Here is a 24761-nt window from a genome sequence, read left to right as displayed (position 1 = left end):
CGCCTCGCGGAGTCGGCAGACACCCGAGCGAGGCCCGCAGGACGAGAAGGGGAACGGTCATGTCGAAGTCGCAGGAGACCGCCGTCTACACCCACGGCCACCACGAGTCGGTGCTGCGCTCGCACACCTGGCGCACCGCCGCCAACTCGGCGGCCTACCTGCTCGGTTCGCTGAAGCCGCACATGAAGATCCTCGACATCGGCTGCGGCCCGGGCACCATCACCGCCGACCTGGCGGAACGGGTGCCGGACGGGCATGTCACCGGCGTCGACCACGCGCCCGGCATCCTGGACCAGGCCCGCCGGGTGGCGGCCGAACGCGACCTGCACAACGTCGAGTTCGCGGTCGCCGACGTCCACGCGCTGGAGTATCCGGACAACACGTTCTGCGTGGTGCACGCCCACCAGGTGCTCCAGCACGTGGGCGATCCGGTGCAGGCGCTGCGCGAGATGCACCGGGTCACCAAGCCGGGCGGCCTCATCGCGGTCCGCGAGTCGGACTACTCGGCCATGACCTGGTATCCGGCGGTACCGGGCATGGACGACTGGCAGGACCTCTACCTGCGGGTCGCTCGCGCCAACGGGGGCGAGCCCGACGCGGGCCGGCGTCTCAAATCGTGGGCGCTGGCCGCCGGTATCCGGGACATCACGGCCACGTCGAGCACCTGGACCTTCGCCACCGAGAGCGAGCGGGAGTGGTGGAGCGGCCTGTGGGCGGACCGCACGGTGGCCTCGGCGTACGCGGAGCGCGCCACTGAAGGGGGGCACGCGACCACGGAGCAGCTGCGGGCGGTGTCGGACGCCTGGCGGCAGTGGGGGCGGCAGGAGGACGCCTGGTTCTCCGTGCTGCACGGAGAAATTCTCTGCCGGAAAGAAGCCTGATTCCGCGGTGCGGTAGGGCTTTCTTCGGCGATGACAGGCTTTCCTCGGGAAAACCCCCGGGGGAGCAGATTCCCTGACGGCCCGAGATCCAGGAACGGTTCTGGATCTCGGGCCGCAGTGCGTAACGGCTCGGGCCGCCGTCCGTAGGGCCCGGGCTACGTTTCGTGGGGCTCGGGCTACGGTTCGTAGGGCCCGGGCTGCGGTTCGTGGGGCTCGGGCGGTCAGGGCGCGTTCCTCGCGAGGCCCGTGACATCCGTGAGGCCCATGAAACCCGTGAGGCCCGTAGAACCCGTGAAGGAGTACGCCGCCCACGGTCCCGTGAGCACCACGCGTACCCCCGGCTCCTCGCGCACGCTTCCGTTCACCCGCTCCACGAATTTCTCCGATTCCGCGCGCGGCACCAGATAGGCGGCATCGAAAACATTGGTGTCCGCTGTCTGAGGAGAGGGCGGATTCCGTGGGGTGCGCAACAAGGATTCCTCGGCGCACCGGGAAAGGGTGCCGTGCAATCGGTGCGTGAATTCATCCACGCGTTCCCGTGTTCCACCGGAAGGCCCGGCGGTTTCGGCGTACACCTTCACGCCCCATTCCACCCGCCCGTCGAGCCGGTCGAGGGTCCGCAGGAACTCCTCCTCGCGTTCTTCCATCATCACGCGGACGCCGCTGTCGTCCCGGAGCACGGTGGCCAGCCGGAGCGGCAGTGGGCTGGTGACGGCGGTGAGCGCGTCGATGACGCTCTGATGGGCGCGTGCCGTCGTCTCCAGCCACCGCACGTCCTCCAGCCGGCGGCGCAGTGGCTCCGCGCCGAATTCCCGCTCCGGGACCGAGCCGACCACGGCGATCAGGCCGCCATGGCGCAGCAGCTTGGGCGGGACCCCCGCAACCCCGGTCAGTTCGGCCGACAGCGCCGCCGGGAAGGGGCGGCAGATCGCATAGACATAGCGCAGAGTGGTCATGAGGTCTCCTCCCGCGGGTCCACGCAGCTCCGGCCCCACGAGCCGGTCACGCAACTCCCGTTCCTGCTGGGCGAGTCGGGCAGGTCGAGCACCCCGTGTAAGCGGCGCGGCCGCCGCCCGCCCGGGGTGCGACGACCGGCCGACACCACCGCCGGCCAGGTACGACAACCGGCCCGCACCACCGCCGGCGGCTGGATGCGACGACCGGCCCGCACCACCGTCGGCGGGGTGCGGGAGTCGGCCCGCACCGTCCGCTCCCTGACCATGGTGCCCTCCGGTCTCCGGTCAGCGCACCACGGCCGTCTCCACCAGCAGCCGCGCCGCCGTCGCGATCGACTCGGCGTCGATGCCCGCGGCGTGCAGCTGCTCGGCCGGGCTCGCGGAGCCCGGCATCGTACGGACGGCGAGGCGCACCAGGCGGGGCACGGGGCGGCCGTCCGTGAAGGCGTCGAGCACCGCGTCCCCGATACCGCCCTGCTCCCGGTGGTCCTCGACGGTGATCAGACAGCCGGTCTCCTCGGCGGCCTCGCGCAGAGTCTCGCGGTCGACGGGCTTCACGGAGTAGAGGTCGATCACGCGGGCCTGGATGCCCTCGCGGTCGAGTGCCTCGGCGGCGGCCAGCGCCTCATGGACGGTGACACCCGCGGCGACGAGCGTCAGCCGGTCCTCGGCGGAGGCGCGCAGCACCTTGCTGCCGCCGACCGGGAACTCCTCGGTGGCGCTGTAGATCACGGGGCTGTCACCGCGCGAGGTGCGCAGGTAGCGGACGCCCTCCAGATCCGCCATCGTCGCGACGAGCTTCGCGGTCTGGTGGGCGTCGCACGGGTACAGCACGGTCGAGCCGTACACGGCCCGGAACATCGCCAGATCCTCCAGGCCCATCTGCGAGGGCCCGTCCTGGCCGATGGAGACACCCGCATGCGAGCCGACGAGGTTGATGCCGGAGCCGCTGATGGAGGCCATCCGGACGAAGTCGTGGGCACGGGTGAGGAAGGCCGCGAACGTCGAGGCGTACGGTACCCAGCCCCGCGCGGCCATGCCGACGGCGGCGGCGACCAGTTGCTGCTCGGCGATGTAGCACTCGAAGAAGCGGTCGGGGTGTGCCTTGGCGAAGAACTCGGCGCGCGTCGAGTCGCTGACCTCGCCGTCCAGGGCGACGATGTCGCCGCGCGCGTCGCCGAGCGCGGCGAGGGCCTGCCCGTAGGCGTCCCGGGTGGCGATCGCGTCGCCGGGCTCGTACCGCGGCAGGTCGAGGTGCCCGGACCGCACGGCGTGCAGCATCCTCGCGGCGGGGGGCTGGTGGACCTCCACGTGGTGGTCGCGCACACCGCCGAGCTCGGTGATCGCCTGGGCGGCGTCCGGCAGCGGTTTGCCGTGCAGGCCCTCGCGGTCCTGGACCGATGCCACGCCCTTGCCCTTGAGGGTGCGGGCGAGGATCGCGGTGGGCTGTCCGCCGGTGGACTCCGCCTCGGCGAAGGCGCGGTCGATCGCGTCCACGTCGTGGCCGTCGACCTCGACGGTGTGCCAGCCGAACGCCCGGAACCGGCGCGCGTACGCGTCCAGGTCGTGCCCGTGCCGGGTCGGCCCGCGCTGTCCCAGGCGATTGACGTCGACGATCACGGCGAGGTTGTCGAGGTGCTCGTACCCGGCGTGCTCGGCGGCCTCCCACACGGAGCCCTCGGCGAGTTCGCTGTCCCCGCACAGCACCCAGATCCGGTATCCGGTGCGGTCGAGCCGCTTGCCCGCCAGCGCGATGCCGACCCCGACGGGCAGTCCCTGGCCGAGCGATCCGGTGGCGGTCTCGACCCAGGGCAGCCGCCGGGGTGTCGGATGCCCTTCGAGCCGGCTGCCCGCCTTGCGGAAGCTGAGCAGTTCGGCCTCGCTCACGGCGCCGGCCGCCTTGTACGCGGAGTACAGCAGGGGCGAGGCGTGCCCCTTGGAGAGGATGAGGCGGTCGTTGCCGGGGTGCTGGGGGCGTTCGAAGTCGTAGCGCAGATGCTTGGCCAGCAGGACCGCCATCAGGTCGGCGGCGGACATCGACGACGTCGGATGTCCGGAGCCCGCGGCGTCGGCCGCCCGCACGCTGTCGACGCGCAATTGCTGGGCCAGATCGATGAGTTGGCGGGTGTTCATGATGCTCCTTCCGAACGGCTCACGGCTCCTGGACGACTCGGGCGTCCACGGTCCACACCCGACGCGTCCCCTGCGTCCGACGCGTCCCCTGCGTCCGACGCGCCCCCTGCGTCCGACGCGCCCCCTGCGCCCCCTGCGCCCGATGCGTCTGATGCGTCCAATGCGCCGGGAACCGCGGATGCCTCAGGTGCTTCAGGCGCTTCAGGTGCTTCAGGCGCCGCGGGCGCTCCGGCCACCCTCGCCAACTCGGGCGAGGCGGTGTCGAGCGGCACCGACCACGAGCGGACCAGGCCCAACTGCACGGCCTGGCGAGGCAGTACGGCGTCCAGAAGCCAGTCGGCCGCGACACGGGCACGGTTGGCGGGCATGGCGGCGAGGTGGTAGCCGCGGGTGACGGCTGCGGCCGGCGGCCCCGCCAGCGGGATGCCCAGCGGATTGGCCGCGGCCTTGACGCCCCCGAGATCGACCGTGAAGCCCAGGTCGCGGTGGCGGTAGGCGCGCCGCTCGCCGATGCCGAGCGAGGCGGCGACGTTGCGGCCGGCGATCCTCCCCTGGCGCCAGGCATGCTGCGCCGTCATCGGCGTGTAGTGGCCGGGCCTCTCCAGATCGGGCACCGCCGCCGCGTCCCCGCACGCGAACACCTCCGCGTGGCTCGGCAACTGGAGATGCGGATCCACGAGGAGCCGCCCCCTCTCGAGGGGCCGCCCGAGTCCCTCGACCAGCGGATCGGGCCGTACTCCCACACACCACACCAGCGTCCGGGTCTCGACGAACTCCCCGTCGCTGAGCCGCACTCCATCGGAGGTGGCCTCTTCGACCGAGGTCCCGGTGCGTACGTCGACACCGCGCTGCCGCAGCACGCGGTCGGCGGTGCGCGAGAGCCGTTCGTCCAGCTCGGGCAGCACACGCGGGGCGACGTCGAGCAGCATCCAGCGCGGTGGCGCACCTTCGCGCAGCGACTGCTTGCGCACCAGTGCGTCGGTGAACAGCTTTCCCTGGGCGGCGACTTCGGTCCCGGTGTACCCGGCTCCGACGACCACGAAGGTGCGGCGCGCGGCGCGGCTCTTCGGGTCGTCCGAAGCGGCGCCGAGCTCGATCTGCCGGGTCACGTGGTCCCGCAGATACAGCGCTTCGGGCAGCCCCCGGAAACCGTGCGCGTGCTCGGCGACACCGGGTACGGGCAGCAGTTTGTTCACGCTGCCGACGGCGAGGACGAGACGGTCGTACGTCAGTGTGCCGCTGTCGCCCTCCGGGCCGGTGTAGCGCACGGTGCGCGCGTCGAGGTCGATGCCCCCGGGCCGCGCCTCGCCGAGCACGAGGCGTACGTGGGGCAGCGTGCCGGAGAGCGAGACGGTGACGCGGCGTGGCTCCAGGACACCGACGGCGACCTGGGGCAGCAGCGGCACGTACAGGAAGTAGTCGGTCGGGTTCAGCAGAGTGATGTCGGCCTTGTGCCGGACCAGCCGCGACAGGACGCGGGCCGTCCGGTACCCGGCGAAGCCGGCGCCGACGATCAGAATGCGGGGTCGCCTCACGGTGCTCCTCTGACGGTGTCACTCGTACGGACTTTCCGCGTCCCCCTGACCGAGGGGCCCAAACACGGGCACGCCCGGCGTTTCGCGACCTCGCCGGACCCCGGCACCCGACACGGCTCGGCGCCGGTGTCCTGGCCATGGGGCTGCCGGCCTCATGGCCCGACGCGACACCGGCGCCGTTCACCGCGGGAGTGAGGTCATCGCGCCCGGCGGAGCCACACCTCCGGGTCGTCGGACAGACCCGGGCCCGCGCCCGTGCCGGGGACCTCGGGCGTCCCGGACGGGATCGGGGGGTACAGCACGCCCATGCCACCGGGCGGAGAGGCGGGCGGGCTGCCGCCGATGACCCGGCCGGGCGGGGTGAGCTCGTTTGCCTGTCCGGTCGTCGGCCGGGGCGCGGCCGGCCGGGCCATGCCGCGCAACGCGTACGCGGCGGCCCCGAGCACCGCCGCGGCGATCAGGGCGGCCGCCCAGCCGGGCAGGGCGGACGCGAGCGCCAGACCGAGGGCGAGGACAAGGGCGCCGCCCGCGTACAGCGCGGCGGCGCCCGAAGCGGCGTACAGGGTGGCCGTCCGGCGCTGTTTGCGTGTCTGCTCGCGCAGTTCGTCCCGGATGGTCTCGCGGGCCACCATGGTGAGCTCGTCGACGAGTTCCTTGTCCAGATGCTCCAGATGTTCCAGGTGCTCGATGCGCTTCATGGTCTGCGGGTACCCGGCTGATCGGCCCCGTAACGGGAAGATCCCGCTCACAGAACGCGTTGCGCACCGCGGCGGCCGCGATCGTCCGAACCGATCTCCTCCTCCGCCCACCCCCAACTAGGCTCACCCGTATGGAGATTCTGGGAGCCACGCTGCGCGTCTGCGTCGACGACCTGGAGACTGCGGTCCCCTTCTACGAACGGCTCGCGGGCGGCAGAGCCCTCCGCTTCGAGCGCGGCGGTGTGTCGGTCGCCGCGATCGGCTGCTTCCTGCTGATGAGCGGGCCGGAGTCCGAGCTCGACGTGCTGCGCAAGATCGCGGCGACCATCGCCGTCAAGGACGTCGAGGAGACCGGCCGGGTCCTCACCGACCTCGGTGCCCGCGTGGTCGCGGGCCCGGTGGAGACACCCGGCGGCCGCAATCTGATCGCCGTGCACCCGGACGGCTCGGTGTACGAGTACGCGGACCGCCTCGTCTGAACCGCGCCGGTCTCGGGTGCTCCACCGTGTGACGGAGCACCCGAGACCGTGGCCCCGGCGGACTCAGGGGGCGGACGGCGCCGGACTCAAGGGACGGACGGCGCCGGACTCAGGGGGTGGACGGCGGCCGCATCCGGAAGTCGTGGCGCGCGGGCAGCGGCTCGTCGCTGAGCCGGGACCACAGACGCCCGATGGTCTCCGCACCCTCCCGCAGGTCAGCGACCTCGAAGCCCGCGTCGAAGATCGCCCGCGCGTCCTCGCGGCGGCCCTCGGCGAGCAGCAGACCGGCCTCGACGAGGCGGAACCGGCCGCGGTCCCGGGTTGCCGGGCGCAGCCGTTCCCACACGGCCCGCGCGTCCGCCGGCCGGCCGGCCGTCAGCAGCGCCTCGATGGCCTCGCGGCCGAGCGCGGCGGTCGCCGCGGTCCACCGTTCCCCGTCGTCGCGCCGCTCCCGGCACAGGTCGTCGAAGGCCTCGGCATAACGGTCGGCGGCGCGCTCGTGGTTGCCGGCCTCCTGGTCGGCGACGGCGAGGCAGCGCAGCAACGGCCAGAGCGACGGGGCGAGTTCGAGCGCACGCTCCCAACTGCGCACCGCCTGGGCGAGATCACCGGCATGCCACTGGGCCACTCCGAGGTGGTACTCGGCGATCGGTACGGCGGGTGCCGTCTCCAGCATGTCGCGCCAGTGCGACGCCACCAGTGTCTCGCCGGGCGGTCCGACCCGCCGGGGCTCCGGGAACGCGCCGGACCGCAGCAGTTCCCGCCACGGCGCCTGGTCGTCGCCGAGCGTGCTCTCGCCGAACGGCGTACCGGGCAACTTGTGGGCGGCGCGCAGCACTTCGAGCGCTCCCCAGCCGGATCCGACGGCGAGCACCTCGCCGGGGTCCGTGTCGGCGTGCGGCAGCCAGGCGGCGTACGCGGCGTCGACCGCGTCCCGGGAGAGCGCGCTCTCCAGCCTGCCCTCGACGTCCGCCCGCGCCGCCTCCCAGTCCGCCCCGTGCGCCGTCTCGGCGCTCACGGACAACGGCCCGTACGCCTCCAGCCAGGAGACGTCGCTCTCCGCTTCGAGCCGCACGTGTTCGAGCTGGGTGCGGGCGAGACCGGCCTGTATCTCGCAGTACCCGCCGGTCCCCGGCTCGGTGAGCCACTCCTGCCAGCGCCGCCCTCCGGGCCCCGAGCCCCAGACGAACAGCTTGCGCCCGCGCAGGACATCGGTGGACGTCTGGACCAGTCCCTCGCCCGTGTCGTCGACCGCGGCGATCCAGCGGCGCCGCCCGTCGGGCACCTCGTAGAAGTAGTCAGCGGGGAAGGTACTGCCGAGCGGGTACGTCCGGTCGATCCCGTCGTACGCCGGCACGGGCACCCGGCGCAGCCGTCGCTCGTAGCCGAAGTGCCAGGCCTCCTCGGCCGGGGCGATCACCCGGCGCTCCTCGGGGACGGCGATGTTGGACCACCAGTAGAGCGGGGCGGGCTTCTCGTGCGGATTGCGGACGCGCACACCGACGTAGAGGAAGTCGGAGCCGTCCGGCAGCCACAGGTCGACCTGGAAGGGGAGGTCGCGCAGCCGTTCCCACTCCCACAGGCGCAGCATCTCACCGCCGTCGGGCGCGGGAACGCGGGCGGCGTGGACGGGTGAGCACGACAGGGTGGTGTGCCCGGTGGCGCCGATGTTCCACTCGATGCCGCCGGAGAACCAGGCTCCGTTGAGGGCGAAGCAGGCGGGCTGGAGCACCGGGTTGCGGTAGAGGAGCTCCGTGTCGGTGGGCTTGTGGTGGAGCGAGACGACCCGGCCGCCGAAGCCGGGCAGCACGGTGGCGCGCAGCCGGTCGTTCTCGATCACGATCGTGTCGAGTTCACGGAGCGCGCGTTCTCGCCCGTACCCGTCCCGGATGCGCTCCGGCAGCACGCTGCGCAGCGGCTCGTACCCGATCTGCCGGGCCATGTCGCGCGGCAGGCCGACGCGGTCGCGGTCGTCGATACGGTGCATCTCGTCGAGGGGCCGCAGGGGCGGCAGCGGGTTGTTCGGGCCCAACTCCGCCACCGGGAGGTTCAGTACGTCACGTCGGATCGTCGTCACGATGACCATGGAACATGGTCATCGGCCTGCTGACCAGGGTCTCCGCTCGTCAGAATCGGATCAGGATTCCGCGAAGGCGGCGACGGCCGGGTCCGCGGACGCACAGCGGGGCTCGGATGCACAGCGGGGCGCGGACGCTCAGCGGGGCGCGACCATCTCCGCGGTGATCGCCCAGCGCTCGTGGTCCCGCCAGGCACCGTCCATGTGGATGAAGTCCGGCGAGAAGCCCTCGAGCCGGAAGCCGCAGCGCCGGGCGAGCGCGATCGACCCCGTGTTGCCGGGCTGCGCGTTGATCTCCAGCCGGTGCAGCCCCATCTGCCCGAAGGCGTACCGCACGACGAGGTCGAGCGCCTCGGTCATCAGCCCGCGTCCGGCGGCATGCGCGAAGGCGCCGTAGCCGAGGGCTCCGCACAGGAAGCCGCCCTCGACGATGTTGTTGATGTTGATGAAACCGGCGATTCCCCCGCCGTCCCGTTCGCAGACGAGGAAACCGGCCTTGGTCGGGTCCTCGATGAGCCGCCCCGCGTAGACGGCGTAGGCGTCGGCGCTGCCCGGCGGGAAGAGCCACGGCTGGTGCAGGCTCTTGCTCTCCCTGGCCCGCGCGGTGAACTCCGCACCGTCCTCCTGGGTGAAGTGCCGTATGCCCACGCGAGGGCCTTCGGCGAGATAACCGGCGTTCTCAGGCATCCCGTCACCTTACGCGAGCGCCTTCAGCGCCTGCGCCTCATGGCGTACGCACCGCACAGTGCCCCGATCAGTCCGGTGGCGAGCAGCGCCATCCACAGCGGCATGGTCACCTCGGGGACGAGCAGCCGGATCTTGGTGCTGCGGGTGTTCTCGAAGACAAAGATCAGAGCAAGGACGGCCAGCAGGGCGACGGTGACCCTGGCCGGCGTCAGCAGCCCTTCGCGGGTGCCCTTGCCGCCGCTCGCGCCGACGCTCTCGGAGGTCTTCGGACTCATGCGCCCAGCATGATCCGGAAGGCGCCGGTACGCGCGGCGGGGGCATCCTCCGGGTGACTCCGGCCGCCGGGGACATCCGGCCACGCGGAGCTCGGTCGGCGGGCGAGCCGACGGGCGGATGCGCGGACGAGCGGACGGGCACCGTGCTCGGCCGCGAGGACGATCTCGCCGCCGCTGCCCGGCCGCGCCGGCAGGCCAGGGCATCGGCGGAGGCGACGGCGGCGTCAGGCCAGGGCGGGCTCGTCCAGCGTCAGGGTCCCCGCGTCCGCGTCGAGTTCGGCCCGGAGCCCGAACGGCATCGTCAGCGCCCCCTCGGCGTGCCCGAACCCGAAGTGCTCGACGACCGGCACGCCGAGCCCGCCGAGCCGGTCGGCGAACACGGCGCGCAGTCCCTCGTACGGTCCGCAGTCCACCCATGAGCCGAGCGCGATCCCGGCCACCCCGTCGAGCCAGCCGGCGCGCAGCAGTTGGGTCAGGATCCGGTCCAGCCGGTAGGCCTCCTCGCCGATGTCCTCGATCAGGAGCAGTCCGCCCCGGGCGGAGGTACGGGCGTGCGGTGTGCCGAGGTCCGCGGCCAGCAGACTCGCGCAGCCGCCGAGGGTGACACCGCGGGCCTTCCCGGGCACCAGCGCGGCGGCTTCGCCGGAGGCTATGGTCCGTACCGACTCGGGTTCGAGGAGAGTCGCCCGCAGATGGTCCTGTGCCCGGGTGTTCTTCAGGAAGTCGACGGCTGCGACCATCGGCCCGTGCAGGGTCGCGAGCCCCACCCGGGTCGCGAACGCCTCGTGCAGTGCGGTGATGTCGCTGAACCCGAGGAAGACCTTGGGGCCGGCCGCCCGGATGGCGTCCCAGTCGAGCAGGTCGACCATGCGCTGAGCGCCGTATCCACCGCGGGCGCACAGCACGGCGGCCACGTCCGGGTCGCACCACGCCGCCTGGAAGTCCGCGGCCCGGTCGGCGTCCGTCCCCGCCAGGTAGCCGAACTCGCTGTGCCGGTCCAGGACATGGGGGGCCACGACCGCGTCGAGGTCCCAGCCGCGCAGGATGTCGAGGCCGGCCACCAGCCGTTCCTCGGGGATGGGCCCGCTGGGCGCGACGACGGCGACCCGGGCCCCCGGGGTGAGCCGCGCGGGCCTGGTCAGGGGGGTGATCGGTGCGGTCGCTCGGGTCACGCGTACTGCTCCAGTTCCTGGTGGTTCTCCCGGTCGCTCTCGTGTGGCGCCCCGGCTCGTGAAGGACTCCGCCCGGTCCGTTCGCCGGCGGGTGGCGGCTTCATTTGGACAGCTCCAGCTTCGGAATCCCCGGCGGGTTCAGTCCGAAGACCTGCGCGTACAGGGAGAGTTCGGACTCCAGGGCCCGCACCATCGTCTCGGCGCGCCGGAAGCCGTGTCCCTCCCCCTCGAAGGCGATGTAGGCGTGCGGGACCTGGCGGTCCTGCTCCGCCAGCACGGCCAGGAAGCGTTCGCACTGCACGGGCGGGCAGACGGCGTCGTCGAGTCCCTGGAGCAGCAGGAAGGGCGCGGTGATTCCGTCGGCGTGCGCGGAGGGCGACCGCTCCAGATACCGGCCCGGCACCTCGGCGATCGGGCCGACCAGCGACTCCAGGTACTGCGACTCGAAGTCGTGGGTCTCGCCCGAGGCCCATTCGCTGAGGTCGAGGACGGGATAGAGGATCGTGCCGCAGGCGTAGACGTCGGTGACGGCCAGCGAGGCGGCGGTGGTCCAGCCGCCCGCGCTGCCGCCCCGGATCGCGAGCCGGCGCCGGTCGGCGGTGCCCTCGTCGGCGAGCGCGAGGGCCACGGCCGCGCAGTCCTCGACGTCGACGACACCCCACTGTTCGCGCAGCCGGTTGCGGTACTCCCGTCCGTGGCCGCTCGATCCGCCGTAGTTGACCTCGGCCACGCCGATGCCGCGCGAGGTGAAGTAGGCGATCTCCAGGTCGAGAACGAGGGGCGATCGGCCGGTGGGGCCGCCGTGCACCCATACGACGTACGGCGGGAGTTCGTCGCCGCGCGCGACGTGGTCGGGGTGGTGCGGCGGGTAGACGTGCGCGTGGATCTCGCGTCCGTCGGGGCCGGTGAAGGCGCGGATCTGGGGCTCCGGGTAGTACGCCGGGTCGACCGGGTCGTCGTGCGCCGCGCCGATCACCCGGGCCCGCCCGGTGCTGGCGTCCAGCTCGACGACCTCGTGGGCGCTGCGGGGGCTGGCTCCGACACCCACGACCCTGCTGCCGTGCACCGCGAGCGTCGGCGCGAACTCGGTCCAGGGGCCGGCCGTGTCGACGAGCTCGCCGGTCTCCGGGTCGAGTATCCCGAGCGCGGTGGCGCCCCGTCCGTGCACGACGGCGACCAGGCCGGTCTCCAGGGGCGCGAACCAGCGGTATCCGACCTTCCAGGGGGGGCCGCCGAACTCCTCCTCACGCGGACAGACGGCGATCGCCTCGCCGTCCGCGCCGAGACGGTGGAGATTCCACCAGCCGGTGCGGTCGCTGACGTAGAGCAGGGTTCCGTCGGCCGCCCAGTCGGCCTGGACGACGGACTCCTCCGGGCCTCCCGCGACGGGCCGCGGGTCGGAGAGGGCGCCGTCCTCGGTGACGTCCGCGAGGATCACCTCGGTGCCGTCCCACGGCATCCGCGGGTGGTCCCAGGCGAGCCAGGCCGCCTGCCGGCCGTCGGGCGAGAGCCGGGGTCCGGTGACGAACCGGTGCCGCCCGTCGGACAGTTCCCGCACGGCGTCCCGGTCGTATGCCGCCGATCCGTCCAACGGCACCGCGACGACGGCCCGGCGTACGTCGGTGGGTCCGCTTCCGGTGAACTCCTCCATGACGCACCACACTTCGCCCCGCTCCACCCGCATCTGCGGGTCCACCCAGCGCAGTCCGTCTCCCACCGGCGACAGGGGAGTCAACGGAAGCGGTTCACCGCCGGGTTCACAGCGGTAGAGGCGCTGGTCGGCGAAGTTCACGAACACGAACAGCGGGCCTTCGGGGCGCATGACTCCCGCCCAGGGGTGACCGCCGTACTCGATCACGCGACTGCGCACGTTCCAAGGGGCCGGGAGCACCGGTTGCTCGGTGCCGTCCCCCTTCCGCCGGACCAGGGTGCGCCGTCCTCCTTCGGTCGGCCGCGGTTCGGTCCACCAGGCCTCGTCGCCGACGAAACCGACGAACTCGGGATGCCCGTCGTGCGCCGCGGCCAGCGCCGCGTCGATCGGCGAGGGCCATGAACCGTATGACAGGGTCTGCATCTCGTCCCCCCTAGGCCGTGCGCAGAAAGCGGTCGAGAACGCGGACGCCGAAGTGGAGCGCCTCGACCGGTACGCGCTCGTCGACTCCGTGGAACAGTGCCTGGTAGTCGAAGCCCTCCGGGAGCTTCAGCGGTGCGAAGCCGTATCCGGTGATGCCGAGGCGGGAGAACTGCTTGGCGTCCGTGCCGCCCGACATGCAGTACGGGACCACATGGCCCTCGGGTGCGAACTCCTCCACGGCCGCCCGCATCCGCGCGTACGTCGGCGAGTCCAGGGGCGCCTCGAGGGCCACCTCGTGGTGGTGGAACTCCCACTCCACGTCGGGCCCGGTGAGCCGGTCCATCGTCGTGCGGAACTCGTCCTCGCCGCCGGGCAGATAGCGGCCGTCCACGTACGCGACGGCCTCTCCCGGAATCACGTTGACCTTGTAACCGGCGCTCAGCATGGTCGGGTTGGCGCTGTTGCGGACCGTCGGCTCGACGAGCGCGGCGGCCGGGCCGAGCTTTCGCAGGAGGGCGTCCACGTCGTCCAGGCCGCTGTCCACGCCGTACAGGGCGGCGAGTTCGGTCAGGGCGGCCCGCACGGTCGGGGTGATGCGCAGCGGCCACTCGTGGGCGCCGATGCGGGTGATCGCGGCGGCGAGACGGGTCACCGCGTTGCTCCGGTTCACCTTGGAGCCGTGGCCCGCCCTGCCCCGGGCGGTGAGCTTGAGCCAGCCGGTGCCGCGCTCGCCCGCGGCGATCGGATACAGCTGCCGGCCACTGCCGTCGTGGAAGGTGAACGCCCCCGACTCGCTGATGCCCTCGGTGCAGCCCTCGAAGAGTCCGGGGTGCTCGTCGGCGAGGAAGCCCGAGCCGTCCTCGGCACTGGCCTCCTCGTCGGCGGTGAAGGCGATCACCAGGTCACGCCGGGGCCGCACGCCCTCGCGAGCCCAGGCTCGGACGACGGCGAGGATCATCGCGTCCATGTTCTTCATGTCGACCGCGCCCCGTCCCCAGACGACGCCGTCGCGGATCTCCCCGGAGAACGGGTGGACGCTCCAGTCCTCCGCCTGCGCGGGCACCACGTCCAGATGACCGTGGACGAGCAGCGCGTCGGCGGACGGGTCGGTGCCCTCGATGCGGGCGACGACGTTCGTACGTCCCCTGGTGCGCTCCAGGAGTGTGGGTTCGAGGCCCGCCTCGGCCAGCCGCGCGGCGGCGTACTCGGCGGCCGGGCGCTCCTGGCAGTCTCCGCCGCCCCGGTTGGTGGTGTCGATCCGGATGAGGTCGGAGGTGAACCGAACGACCTCGTCGAGTGCCCGTGCGTCAGCCATACTGCTCCTCCACCGCGGCCGAGACGATCGTGGTGACCGCCTTGAAGGTCCGAATCCCCTCGTACATGGTGTCGCTGGTGTACGCGATCTTCCGCTCGCCGACACGGCCGACACCCGGCACCACCGTGGCGGCCATCGCCAGATGCTCGGCATCGAACTCCAGAGCGACGGTGAACGGGCCGGCGACGACCGGCTCGTGCCGCACCGCGAGCGCCGCCGCCTCCCTGGCCGCGGCCCGGATGTCCGCGGCGGTCCTGGCCGGTGTACGGCAGACGGCCGCGTACCGCGAGACGTGGTCCTTCACGGCGACCTTCAGCGCCTCGGGCGCGTACCCGAGGGCGTCCTCGCACGCCACGTCGTCGCCGGTGACCAGCACGACCGGCACGCCGTACTCGGCGACGACGTGGGCGTTGAGCAGGCCCTCGCTGGCCCGCGCGTCGTTGATCCACACCCCGGTGATGGAGTTCGCGAGATAGGTGTGCGCGAGGACGCCCTCCATACCCGCACCCGCGTGATAGCCGACGAACGCGATGCCGTCCACGTCGTCGTGCTGCACGCCCTCGACCATGGAGAGCGACTTGTGCCGTCCTGTGAGCATCTCCGCTCTCTCGTCGAGCCTCTCCAGCAGCAGGTTCCGCATGGTCCAGTGGGCTTCGTTGATCAGCACCTCGTCGGCGCCGCCGTCGAAGAAGCCGAGCACCGCGGCGTTCACGTCCGAGGTGAACATCGCGCGGCACCGCTCCCACTGCGGAGTCCCCGGCAGCACGTCGGCCGGCCAGGTCACACCCGTGGCGCCTTCCATGTCGGCGCTGATGAGGATCTTCATGCCGGAAACCGTACGCGCTTCGGCCCGGACCCGGCAGAGCCTGTGGACAACTCTCACCGGTCCAGACCACTGGTGTCACCCGGCGCGGCCCGCCACCAGCCATTTCGACGGAAGTTCGATGCGTGTGCCGTCGGGCAGGTGCTCGGTCGTGACGAGCGGGAGATCGCCGCTCGCGAGGACCGTGAGGCCCGCCGTGCGCAGGTACTCGGGGACCGCCGCGTCCGCGACCTCGCCCGGGGCGATGCCGTGCCGGAACACCGGGGCCAGCTTGGCCGGAGGGCCGTCCGGGCTCTGGGCCAGTCCCCGCAGGAGTGCGCCTGCGGCCTCGGCGAGCTCGACCAGGAAGACCCGGCCGCGCTCCCCCGCCAGAGTGGCCAGACCGTCCGCCAGCGGCTGCCGGTCGTCCGGCTCGGCCTGGTGGAGCACACCCCGCATATAGACGTTGGCGTCGCCGAGCTCCGCGTGCAGTGCCTCGGCCTCGGTCTTGTCCGCCGCGTCGAGCAGCCGGTACCGGGCCCGGCCCGCCGGGTCGGCGTCGCGGGCGTGGTCGAGCGCGGCGGGCGCGAGGTCGGTGCCGACGACCTGCGGGAAGCGGTCGGCGAGGAAGCGGGTCTGGGTGCCGTTGCCGCAGCCGAGGTCCACGAAGGGCAGGTCGCGGGCCGCCAAGTGCGGTTCGAAGAGGCCGAGATGGACCCCGACCGTGAGCGCGGGCTCCGCGTCCCAGAAGACCGCGCCCTGCTCCCCGGGTGCCTCGCGCCAGAAGCCCTCCCAGGCTCTCCTGTACCGACTGCTCACGCTCATGCCCGCTCCCGGGGTCGCGACCGCGCCCGCCGGGACCTGGCGGGCCTGATCGGTCTATCGCGCCCGGCGCGCGGCGACAAGCCGACAGCGCATTCCTTCACCGCTCATTCGAACCCCGTACCCCCTCGCACGCCGAGCCGCCTCATGCCGCGCGGACGTCACGCGAACGGATCAGCTGCGCGGGAGTGTCAGTTCGAACCACACGGTCTTGCCCGCACCGGTCCGGCTGGCGCCCCACTCACGGGACAGCGCGCTGACGAGTCGCAGACCGCGTCCGAACTCGTCACCGGGACCCGCGCTGAGCAGTATCGGGAGCGTCTGGTCGTCGTCGTCCACCTCGCACAGCAGGGTCTCGCCGCGAACGAGCCGCAGCTCGATCCGGCGGCTGTGCGCGTGTCGTACGGCATTGGTGACGAGCTCGCCGACCATCAGTTCGGCGTTGTCGGCGAGACCCGTCAGACCCCACACGTGCAGCTGCTCGCGGACCACGGCACGCGCCCGGCCGGCCTCGATCGGGTCGAGCGCGAGGCGCCATACGGCGACGTCCTCGGGTTCGATTCCGTTGAGCCGGGCCATCAGCAGCGCGACATCGTCCTTGCGCCCGCCGCGGGTGTTGAGCGCGCGGATGATGGTGTCGCAGGCCTGGTCCATGGAGGCCGCCGGATGGGCGGCGGACTCGCAGAGCGTGGCGAGGCCGACACCGATGTCCTCGCCCCGCACCTCGACGAGCCCGTCGGTGCACATCACCAGCCGGTCGCCGGACGCCACCGGCACACGGACCGCCTCGAAGGGGACTCCGCCGACCCCGATCGGCGCGCCGGTCGGCAGTTCGAGCAACTCGCTGCGGCCGTCCTCGGCGCGGACCAGGACCGGCGGGATGTGGCCCGCGTTGGCGATGTGCAGCTCGCAGGCGATCGGGTCGTAGACGGCGTACAGGCAGGTCGCGAGATAGTTGTCGCCGAGACGCTGGGCGAGGTCGTCGAGGTTGCGCAGGAGCTGGGCGGGCGGCAGGTCGAGCGCGGCCATCGTCTGTACGGCGGTGCGCAACTGGCCCATCATCGCCGCCGAGTTGAGACCGTGACCCATGACGTCGCCGACGACCAGGGCGGTGCGCGAGCCGGGCAGCTTCACCGAGTCGAACCAGTCGCCGCCGACCCGTCCGAGCAGCGTGCCCGGCAGATAGCGGGTGGCGATGTCGCAGCCGGCCATGCGGGGCGCGATGGTCGGCAGCATGCTGTCCTGGAGGGTCTCGGCGACGCTCTCCTGGTAGGTGTACATACGCGCGTTGTCCAGCACCAGCCCGGCACGGGCGGCCAGTTCGGCGCCGGTGACGCGGTCCATGTCGTTGAACTCGACGCGCTCCGGGTGACGCAGCAGGATCATGAACCCGAGCACCACGTTGCGGGCCTTCAGCGGCACGACCAGCATGGAGCGGTGGGTGATGAGCGGCCGGATGTCGCGCTTCTCGAACTGCGCGGCGATCATGTGGCCCATCTGCTCGCTGATACGCGGCACGAGGACGGGTTCACCGGTGGTCATGCACTGGAAGAACGGCGTGTGCGCAGGGAAGGGCATGGCCTCGCCGACCGGCACGACGTCGTCCCAGCGCCCCGGCTCGTCCGTGTGCTCCAGGGCGACCCGGTGCCACATGGTGGTGGTGTCCGGCACGCCGTCGGGGAAGCCCTCACCGGCGACGACCTGCTCGCGCAGGTAGGTGCCCGCCACATCCGTGAAGCGCGGCACGACGGCCCGGCTGACCTCCAGGATGGTCTGCGACAGGTCGAGGGAGGTTCCGATGCCCCCGCTGACCTCGTTCAGGAACTCCAGGCGTTCGCGCACAGCGACGTACTCGAGGTCCTCGACCTCGTCCGGGACGTCCCGCGTCACGGGCACGCCGGCGGCCGCCGCCCGGGCCGCCCGCTCACGGCGTGCCTTGCGTTCGGCACGCCGCGGCACACCCCAGTCGGGAGTGACGGGCACCCGGTCGTTCTGGCTGAACTCCAGGACGGGATAGCCCAGTTCCAGAACCTGCGAGACGATGCGGGCGCTCTCACCGACACTCATGCTGGGCAGGATCTCGGGGAGCCGGCGGGCCAGCTCCTCGGCGCCGGGGAAGTCGGTGTGCAGCGCGAAGCCGGGGGCGATGCGCTCGAAGGAGACGTCGTCGTCCTCGTGGCGCATGGCGGCGGCGTCGGCGGCGAGCACGAGCAGCCGCTCCCGGCCGGGGCCCACCAGCGGGTAGGCCCACCACAGGACGTCGATCCGCTCGGGACCCGCGGCGGTGAGCCGGGCGCGGCCGGTGGCCGGGTAGGAGAGCCGCCCGTCCAGGGAAGACTCCAGGCCGGGTCCGAGACCGTCGTAGGCCGCGTAACTCCCGAAGGGGGCCGCGTCCGCGTCCTCGGGAAGCGTGCCGGAGACGGGGAGCAGGTCGGCGACGGGGCGTCCCAGCGCTTCCTCCTTGGGCGCGCCGAACAGGCGCCTCGCGCCGCTGCTCCAGTGAGAGACGAGCCCGTCTCGGTCCACGACCACCACGGCCAGCGGGATACGACCGGCGGCGGCGTGCTCCGCCGCGCCGTTGCCGGTTCCGCGGCCGGGAGCTGCGCCGGCTTCGGTGCCACGGTCCATGGCCCAGGCCCTCTCTCCCCACGGCTCCGCAAGATCTGTGCCGCCACCACTACCGTACGGCGCCGGCCTGTCGCGATGTGCGGCAATAGGGGAATTGACCTCCGCGGGGGCGGCTCCGGCGCGCGGCGCGCCCCTCGGCGCCCGGTGGCTCCGGGCCTCGCGGCCCGCACACCCGGCTGGTGCCTGACCTTGTGTCAGTCCTCGTGCCCCAGCTCCAGGTCCCGTTCCGTCCGGCCGCCGCCCGCGACCTGGAGCACGGTGGCCACCGGCGGATAGCCCGCCGCGATGACGGTGTACTCGCCGGACGCCAGATCGACGAACCGGAACGTTCCGTCAGCGCCGGTGGTGAGGGTGTCCACCACATTGCCGGCGGCGTCCAGGAGCGTCACGCGCGCGTCCTCGACGGGTGGTCCGCCGCCCGCCCGGACGGTGCCGCGCAGCACGGCGCCACCGGCGAGGCCCCAGGACGACCCGTGAGCCCCACGCGTACTCGGTGCCTCCCCAACTGGTCAGCAGGATCAGGCACGTCGACGCGGTGGCGAGGAGCAGCACTCCGAGGATGTCGACCCGCCCCCTGACGACGGGCTTCGGCAGTTTCAGTGCGACGGTGACGACGGCCAGCGTGAGCAGGCCGAAGGGCACATTGATGTAGACCCACGTAACGCCCCCCTCGTCGCGCCCACCGCACAATTCCCGCTAATCGCGACAACTGCGAGCAAGCACGACGAGTTACGGCGTCCTGTCGCGCGACAGGGAGATCCACTCGAAACGGTGAGAGCGCAACACGCCTTCAGGGAAGGCCTCTTGGCGGACGCCTTCCGGGCCCGCCACCCGGCCCGCGACGGTCACCTCTCGGCCTGCGGAGCTACTTCTCGGTCTCCATCGCGAGGTTGGCGAGCAGCGCGTCGTAGATGCGGCCGAGCCCCTTGGGCGCGAAGGTCCGCTCGAAGAAGCCGCCGACGCCGCCCGCGCCGTTCCAGACGCTGGTGACGACGACGCGCGACTTCCCCTCGCCGGCCGGGGTCACTCGCCACGTGGTGACCATGGAGGAGTTGCGGTCCTTCTCGACGAGCTCGCCGTCGGTGGGCTCGCTCACCTCGAGCAGGCAGTCGCGGATGCGCTTGCTGGTGGCCTGGAGCTTCCAGTGGACGAGGGTGCCCTCGCCGTCGCCGCCCTCGCGCACCTCGTACTCGCTGAAGTGCTCGGGCAGCACCTTCGCGCGCGTGCCGTTGTAGTCGGCCAGGGCGTCGAACACCGCCTCCGCGTCCGCCGCGATGACCCGTTCCGTCGTGGCCTCGACCTGCGCCATGGCACTTCCTCCAGCACTTGGTTCCTCGGGGGTGTGCGGTCAGCCAACCACCCGGCGCCCCGGCCGCCCAAATCGGGGTGCCCGCCGGTGAGGGCGGCACCGGCGGGACGCCACGGGAAACCGGGTCGCACGATCAAGGGAACATGTGTTCTATTCTCTGTCCAGTGCTACCTAGGAGGCGCCATGCGCTGGGAGAACCTGACAGCGGTCCCCGCCGGGGACCCCGCCCGGGACGCCGCGCTGTTCGGAGCGGACGCGGTGACCACACGGACGTTCGACACTCCGGAGTTCCGCGGGATCACGTTCCACGAGATCCGGGCGCGGTCGATCGTGAACCGGGTGCCGGGGGCCTCCCGCATGCCGTTCGAGTGGACGGTCAACCCCTATCGCGGCTGCACACACGCGTGCGTCTACTGTTTCGCCCGCAAGACGCACAGCTATCTGGACCTCGACACCGGACTCGACTTCGACTCGCAGATCGTGGTGAAGGTCAACGCGCCGGAGCTGCTGCGCCGCCAGCTCGCCTCGCGCCGCTGGCACGGGGAGCACATCGCGATGGGCACCAACGTCGACTGCTATCAGCGCGCGGAGGGCCGGTACGCGCTCATGCCGGGCATCATCGCGGCCCTGCGCGACCACGCGAACCCCTTCTCGATCCTGACGAAGGGCACGCTCATCCTGCGCGACCTCGACCTCCTGAAACAGGCGTCCGAGGTCACCGACGTCGGGATCTCGGTCTCCGTGGGCTTCACGGACACAGAGCTCTGGCGCACCGTCGAGCCGGGCACACCGGCCCCCGAGCGCCGCCTGGACGCCGTGCGCACACTGACGGACCACGGCATCGGCTGCGGCGTCCTGATGGCCCCCGTGATCCCCTTCCTGGGCGACCACCCCGCCCAACTGCGCGCCACCGTACGGGCCGTCGCGGCCTCCGGAGCCACCTCGGTGACCCCGCTGGTCCTGCATCTGCGGCCCGGCGCCCGCGAGTGGTTCATGGCCTGGCTGGAGCACCACCACCCCCACCTCGTACCGCGCTACCGGCGGCTGTACGCGGAGGGCGCCTACGCCCCGAAGTGGTACCAGCGCCGGATCACCCGCCAGGTCCACGAGCTGGCACAGGAGTACGGCATCGGTCCCACGCGCGCGGGAACGGCGCGCCGGATCACCGCCCCCGAGCCGGCCGTGCCCACGGCTCCGCCGGCGCCCGGGCCGACTCAGCTGACGCTGCTCTGACGGGCAGTCACGGCGGCTTGCCGCCGACCCTTGCGATGCCGTCCGTCCCCTGACGCCTCCCGAGAGCGCTTCGAGCGGCATCCGAGCGCATCCCGCGATCCAATCGGGTCGAGTCTTGCCAGAACGCGTTCCTCCGGGGCCCCCTTCCGGGACGATACGGCGAAGGCCGTGGCGTGCACGGCTCAAAATCCTCCGTCCTGGGAGGCCTTGTGAAGAAACGCGCAGCTGCTCTGTGCGGAGCGGCCGCCGTGCTGGCCGGGATGATCACGTCGATCCCCGCCGACGCGAGCGCCGGCTCCGCGACCTCACCGCGCACCACCCGGACCGCGAAGCTCAGCTGGAAGAAGTGCGGTACCAGCAACTATCCGACGCTCCAATGCGCGTCCCTGAAGGTGCCGCTGGACCACGCGAACCCCTACAGCCAGCGGATCAGCATCGCCCTGTCCCGCGTCCCGCACACCGCGAAGAAGTACCAGGGACCGCTACTGGTGAACCCGGGCGGCCCCGGCGGCAGCGGGCTCACGCTGGCCGGATTCGTCGCCTCCTCGCTGCCCAAGGCCGTGGCGGCGCAGTACGACGTCATCGGCTTCGACCCGCGAGGCGTCGGCAAGAGCAAGCCCTCACTGGACTGCGAACCGGGGCATTTCAAGCCCGTCCGTCCGGACTCCGTGCCGAGCACCCGGGCCATCGAGAGGGCCAACCTCGTCCGCGCCAAGGCCTTCGCCAAGGCGTGCGGCACGAAGTACGCGGACCTGCTGCCGTACCTCGACACGGGCAGCGCGGTCCGGGACATGGACGCGATCCGCGCCGCTCTCGGCACCAAGAAGATCAACTACTTCGGCTACTCGTACGGCACCTACCTGGGGGCCGTGTACGCCAAGTTCTACCCGAACCGGGTCCGCCGGCTCGTCCTCGACTCCATCGTCGACCCCACCGGGGTGTGGTACGACGACAACCTCAGCCAGGACTACGCCTTCAATGACCGTCACCTGGCGTTCCTGGCCTGGGTCGCCAAGAACAACGCCGCCTACAAGCTCGGCACCGATCCGGCCAAGGTCGAGGCCAAGTGGTACGCGATGCGCGCGGCGCTCGCCAAGAACCCCGCGCAGAAGAAGGTGGGCGCCTCCGAGCTGGAGGACACCTTCATCCCCGGCGGCTACTACAACGGCTACTGGCCCTACCTCGCCCAGGCGTTCGCGTCCTATGTGAACAGCAAGGACTCGGACCCGCTGGTCGAGGCGTACGACAACTTCGCCGCCGTCGACGCCGCGGGCGACAACGGCTACAGCATCTACACGTCGGTGCAGTGCCGTGACGCGTCCTGGCCGCGCGACTGGCACCAGTGGCGCGAGGACAACTGGGCGGTGTACGACAAGGCGCCGTTCATGGCCTGGAACAACGCCTGGTACAACGCTCCGTGCGCGTTCTGGCCCACGGAGTCGCTCCGGCCGGTGGACATCTCCAACCGCCACCTGCCGCCGACGCTCCTCTTCCAGGCGACCAACGACGCCGCCACCCCGTACGAGGGCGGCGTCACCGTCCATCACCAGCTGCGCGGCTCCAGCCTGGTGGTCGAGCAGGGCGGAGGGAACCACGGCATCACGCTGAGCGGCAACGCCTGCCTGGACAAGTACCTGGCGACGTATCTGACCGACGGCAAGGTGCCGCGCGGCGACGGCGAGGTCGACGCGGTGTGCGCGGCACTGCCCGACCCGAAGCCGCTGAGCACGAAGGCGGCGACCGGCTCCTCACGGGGTGCGGCGCTGCACGCACTGCTCGGCTACCGGGGCTGAGCCGCCCCTGAACCACGGCCCGTCGGGGGCGTTGTCGGACCCATGGCCCATCATGGACCCATGGATGAGCCGACGCGCAGGTCCGCCCCCGACAGGGTCGCCCCCGCCGCCCTCGCGGCGGTCGGCCCGTGAGCGGGCTCCGGGTCCGCGAGATGACCCTGGACGACTGTCCGCGCGTGGCCGAGATCCGTGTGCGCGGCTGGCAGAGCGCGTACAAGGGCCTGATACCGCAGTCGTACCTGGACCGGCTCAGCGTGACCGAGGACGCGGCCCGCCGCCGCCGGAACGTCGAGCAGGGCGACGGCACCATCGTGAACCTGGTCGCGGAGCGGAACGGCGAGGTGCTCGGCTGGGCCTGCCACGGACCGTACCGGGACGGTGAAGTCGGGGCCAGGGACGTCGAGTTGTACGCGATCTACGTGCATCCGGATCTGTTCGGCCAGGGAGTGGGGCGCGCGCTGCTGCGGGAGTCGGCGGCCCGCGGCGCGGCGGCCGGACACGAGCGCATGCTGCTGTGGGTCCTCGAGGAGAACACCCCGGCCCGCCGTTTCTACGAGCGGTCCGGCTTCGGCCCCGACGGCGCCGAGGAGCCCTTCGAGGCGGACGGTGTGGCCGTGCCCGAGGTGCGCTACGCACGCGTACTGACCGACGCCGGGCTGGACTGACCGACGCCGGACCGGGCTGACGGACCCGGGACACGCGGGCCGGCACCGGCACGCACGCCCACGCCCTGAAGGCCACGAGCGGACGTACGGGCGAGTACGCCTGGGCCTCCTCCCCGGGCAGCCGGATTCCCGGGTGGCCAGTCCTCTCCCTTAGGCAGCCGGATTCCCGGGTGGCCAGACCCCTCCCTTGGGCCGCTGGATCCCGGGTGGCCAGTCCTCTCCCTTGGGCAGCCGGATTCCCGGGTGGCTAGACCTCTCCCTTGGGCAGCCGGGCCAGAGCGCGGACGGCCGTTTCCGCGAGCGCCGGGTGTGCCAGGGCCTCGTTCAGGACCGCCCTCGCACGGACGTCGCCCAGAATGCCCAGACCTTCCGCGCAGGCGAGGGCGACCTTGCGGTAGGGGTCGTGCGGGCGGAGCCTGCGTTCCAGGGTGGTGATCAGCGCGGGTACGGCTTCCGGGGCGCGCAGTTCGACCAGGAGCCGTACGGGCTGGAGCGCGTAGGCGACCCGCAGTTCGTTCGTGGCGAGCGCCGCCGCGGCGCGGGCCGTACGCGGGTCGCCGAGCCGAGCCAGGGCCTGGGCGGCGGACGCGCAGCGCTGCGGATCGCGGTGGTTGAGGAGCAGGACGAGAGTCTCGAAGGCCCGCCGGTCCCCCGCCGTGCCGAGCCGGAAGGCGACCAACTCCAGAGCCCAGAGCGGCTGTCCGGGCGCGGTCAGCGCGACTGCCAGCGCGTCGGTGTCCTCGGTCGCCGCAAGACGTTCGTACACCACCGAGGCCTCCGCCTCGGTCCGTAAACGCTCCGTGAGTGATCGCAACGCTTCGTCCATGGGCCGAGCTTAGGCAAGCCCGCTAGGCCCTGTCGTCAAATTCCCGTCTGCCCCGCGACGCCATGCACGGCCCGCCCTTCGGGCGGACGACGGGAATTTGACGACAGGGCCTAGGTGCGGGGACGTACATCACAAAGTCAGGGGCTGGCGCGCTCGTTACCGGCGGGTTAAGCTCAGACGAGCGAGTTACCCACTCGCATCAACTCACGGCGGCCTGGTGACGCAGCCGCCGCGAGAGCAGTCGGTTCGGTACCTCAGGTACCGCAGTACGACATGGCTCCGGGACAGGGCCGGTCGGCTTCACCGCCCATGGGCGCCCGTTCGACGGCGCTCCGGGACGGCACCGGGCGTGTGCGCTCGTCAGCCCGGCAACACCCGCAACCTCCGCACTGTGTGCGCCC

20 protein-coding genes and 1 pseudogene are annotated in these 24761 nt (G+C 72.0%); 5 read left to right on the top strand and 16 right to left on the bottom strand.

The features are described 5' to 3' along the window. The first annotated feature begins 59 nt into the window (after positions 1-59). The gene (locus tag ACWD68_RS03575; protein WP_451804811.1) at positions 60-881 is read left to right on the top strand and encodes a class I SAM-dependent methyltransferase; all 822 of its coding nucleotides are present in this window, start codon (positions 60-62) and stop codon (positions 879-881) included. 221 nt (positions 882-1102) lie between these two features. Here the strand turns inward: ACWD68_RS03575 and ACWD68_RS03570 are convergent, their stop codons facing one another. The 4 genes from ACWD68_RS03570 to ACWD68_RS03555 form a co-directional block, all read right to left on the bottom strand. Next, entirely contained in the window at positions 1103-1837 is a 735-nt protein-coding gene (locus ACWD68_RS03570) for a GvpL/GvpF family gas vesicle protein (protein ID WP_451804810.1), read from the bottom strand. Between the two features lie 285 nt (positions 1838-2122). Continuing rightward, the gene (locus ACWD68_RS03565; protein WP_451804809.1) at positions 2123-3970 is read right to left on the bottom strand and encodes a transketolase; all 1848 of its coding nucleotides are present in this window, start codon (positions 3968-3970) and stop codon (positions 2123-2125) included. Then, entirely contained in the window at positions 3967-5505 is a 1539-nt protein-coding gene (locus tag ACWD68_RS03560) for an NAD(P)/FAD-dependent oxidoreductase (protein ID WP_451804808.1), read from the bottom strand. The genes ACWD68_RS03565 and ACWD68_RS03560 overlap by 4 nt, the downstream gene beginning before the upstream one ends. Positions 5506-5702: 197 nt before the next feature. Beyond that, the gene (locus ACWD68_RS03555) at positions 5703-6194 is read right to left on the bottom strand and encodes a phage holin family protein (protein ID WP_451804917.1); all 492 of its coding nucleotides are present in this window, start codon (positions 6192-6194) and stop codon (positions 5703-5705) included. Between the two features lie 140 nt (positions 6195-6334). Here ACWD68_RS03555 and ACWD68_RS03550 point away from each other — a divergent pair, with 140 nt between their 5' ends. Next, the gene (locus tag ACWD68_RS03550; RefSeq protein ID WP_451804807.1) at positions 6335-6682 is read left to right on the top strand and encodes a VOC family protein; all 348 of its coding nucleotides are present in this window, start codon (positions 6335-6337) and stop codon (positions 6680-6682) included. 109 nt (positions 6683-6791) lie between these two features. Here ACWD68_RS03550 and ACWD68_RS03545 read toward each other — a convergent pair whose 3' ends face one another. The 11 genes and pseudogenes from ACWD68_RS03545 to ACWD68_RS03495 all read right to left on the bottom strand — a co-directional run bounded on the left by ACWD68_RS03545 (position 6792) and on the right by ACWD68_RS03495 (position 19843). Beyond that, positions 6792-8768 (bottom strand): DUF5107 domain-containing protein, encoded by a 1977-nt coding sequence (locus tag ACWD68_RS03545; protein ID WP_451804806.1) that lies wholly within the window; start codon positions 8766-8768, stop codon positions 6792-6794. A gap of 129 nt (positions 8769-8897) precedes the next feature. Further along, positions 8898-9446, bottom strand: a complete 549-nt coding sequence (locus ACWD68_RS03540; protein ID WP_451804805.1) for a GNAT family N-acetyltransferase — start codon at positions 9444-9446, stop codon at positions 8898-8900. A 23-nt stretch (positions 9447-9469) separates the two neighbouring features. Continuing rightward, positions 9470-9721: a DUF1049 domain-containing protein gene (locus tag ACWD68_RS03535; protein ID WP_451804804.1), complete on the bottom strand. Its 252-nt coding sequence runs from the start codon at positions 9719-9721 to the stop codon at positions 9470-9472. A 224-nt stretch (positions 9722-9945) separates the two neighbouring features. Continuing rightward, positions 9946-10872, bottom strand: a complete 927-nt coding sequence (locus tag ACWD68_RS03530; protein WP_451804916.1) for a S66 peptidase family protein — start codon at positions 10870-10872, stop codon at positions 9946-9948. A 121-nt stretch (positions 10873-10993) separates the two neighbouring features. Then, positions 10994-12967, bottom strand: coding sequence for an LpqB family beta-propeller domain-containing protein (locus ACWD68_RS03525; RefSeq protein ID WP_451804803.1), 1974 nt, complete (start codon positions 12965-12967; stop codon positions 10994-10996). 10 nt (positions 12968-12977) lie between these two features. Beyond that, complete coding sequence (locus ACWD68_RS03520) at positions 12978-14282, bottom strand: M20/M25/M40 family metallo-hydrolase (RefSeq protein ID WP_451804802.1); 1305 nt, start codon at positions 14280-14282, stop codon at positions 12978-12980. Further along, positions 14275-15108: a M55 family metallopeptidase gene (locus ACWD68_RS03515; RefSeq protein ID WP_451804801.1), complete on the bottom strand. Its 834-nt coding sequence runs from the start codon at positions 15106-15108 to the stop codon at positions 14275-14277. Before ACWD68_RS03515 ends, ACWD68_RS03520 begins: the two co-directional genes overlap by 8 nt. 75 nt (positions 15109-15183) lie before the next feature. Then, entirely contained in the window at positions 15184-15909 is a 726-nt protein-coding gene (locus ACWD68_RS03510; protein ID WP_451804800.1) for a class I SAM-dependent methyltransferase, read from the bottom strand. Positions 15910-16080: 171 nt separating this feature from the next. Next, positions 16081-18534, bottom strand: coding sequence for a SpoIIE family protein phosphatase (locus ACWD68_RS03505; protein ID WP_451804799.1), 2454 nt, complete (start codon positions 18532-18534; stop codon positions 16081-16083). A gap of 194 nt (positions 18535-18728) precedes the next feature. Next, positions 18729-18992, bottom strand: a pseudogene (locus tag ACWD68_RS03500) (carboxypeptidase-like regulatory domain-containing protein); the annotation flags it as partial. A gap of 407 nt (positions 18993-19399) precedes the next feature. Continuing rightward, complete coding sequence (locus ACWD68_RS03495) at positions 19400-19843, bottom strand: SRPBCC family protein (protein ID WP_451804798.1); 444 nt, start codon at positions 19841-19843, stop codon at positions 19400-19402. A 183-nt stretch (positions 19844-20026) separates the two neighbouring features. On the opposite strand from ACWD68_RS03495, the gene ACWD68_RS03490 reads away from it, so the two are divergent. From ACWD68_RS03490 to ACWD68_RS03480, 3 genes are all read left to right on the top strand, one after another. Then, positions 20027-21076, top strand: a complete 1050-nt coding sequence (locus ACWD68_RS03490) for an Rv2578c family radical SAM protein (protein WP_451804797.1) — start codon at positions 20027-20029, stop codon at positions 21074-21076. Positions 21077-21285: 209 nt separating this feature from the next. Continuing rightward, positions 21286-22869 carry an alpha/beta hydrolase gene (locus tag ACWD68_RS03485; protein WP_451804796.1) on the top strand — a complete coding sequence of 528 codons (1584 nt, stop codon included), beginning with the start codon at positions 21286-21288 and terminating at the stop codon, positions 22867-22869. Between the two features lie 128 nt (positions 22870-22997). Further along, entirely contained in the window at positions 22998-23534 is a 537-nt protein-coding gene (locus ACWD68_RS03480) for an N-acetyltransferase family protein (RefSeq protein ID WP_451804795.1), read from the top strand. Between the two features lie 247 nt (positions 23535-23781). On the opposite strand, the gene ACWD68_RS03475 is transcribed toward ACWD68_RS03480, so the two are convergent. Further along, positions 23782-24360, bottom strand: coding sequence for an adenylosuccinate lyase (locus ACWD68_RS03475; protein WP_451804794.1), 579 nt, complete (start codon positions 24358-24360; stop codon positions 23782-23784). Positions 24361-24761 lie beyond the last annotated feature (401 nt).

The sequence above is a fragment of the Streptomyces sp. NPDC005141 genome, from assembly GCF_053599975.1.
Note: the sequence above shows the minus strand (reverse complement) of the source record. Positions and strands in the feature narration are given on the sequence as shown.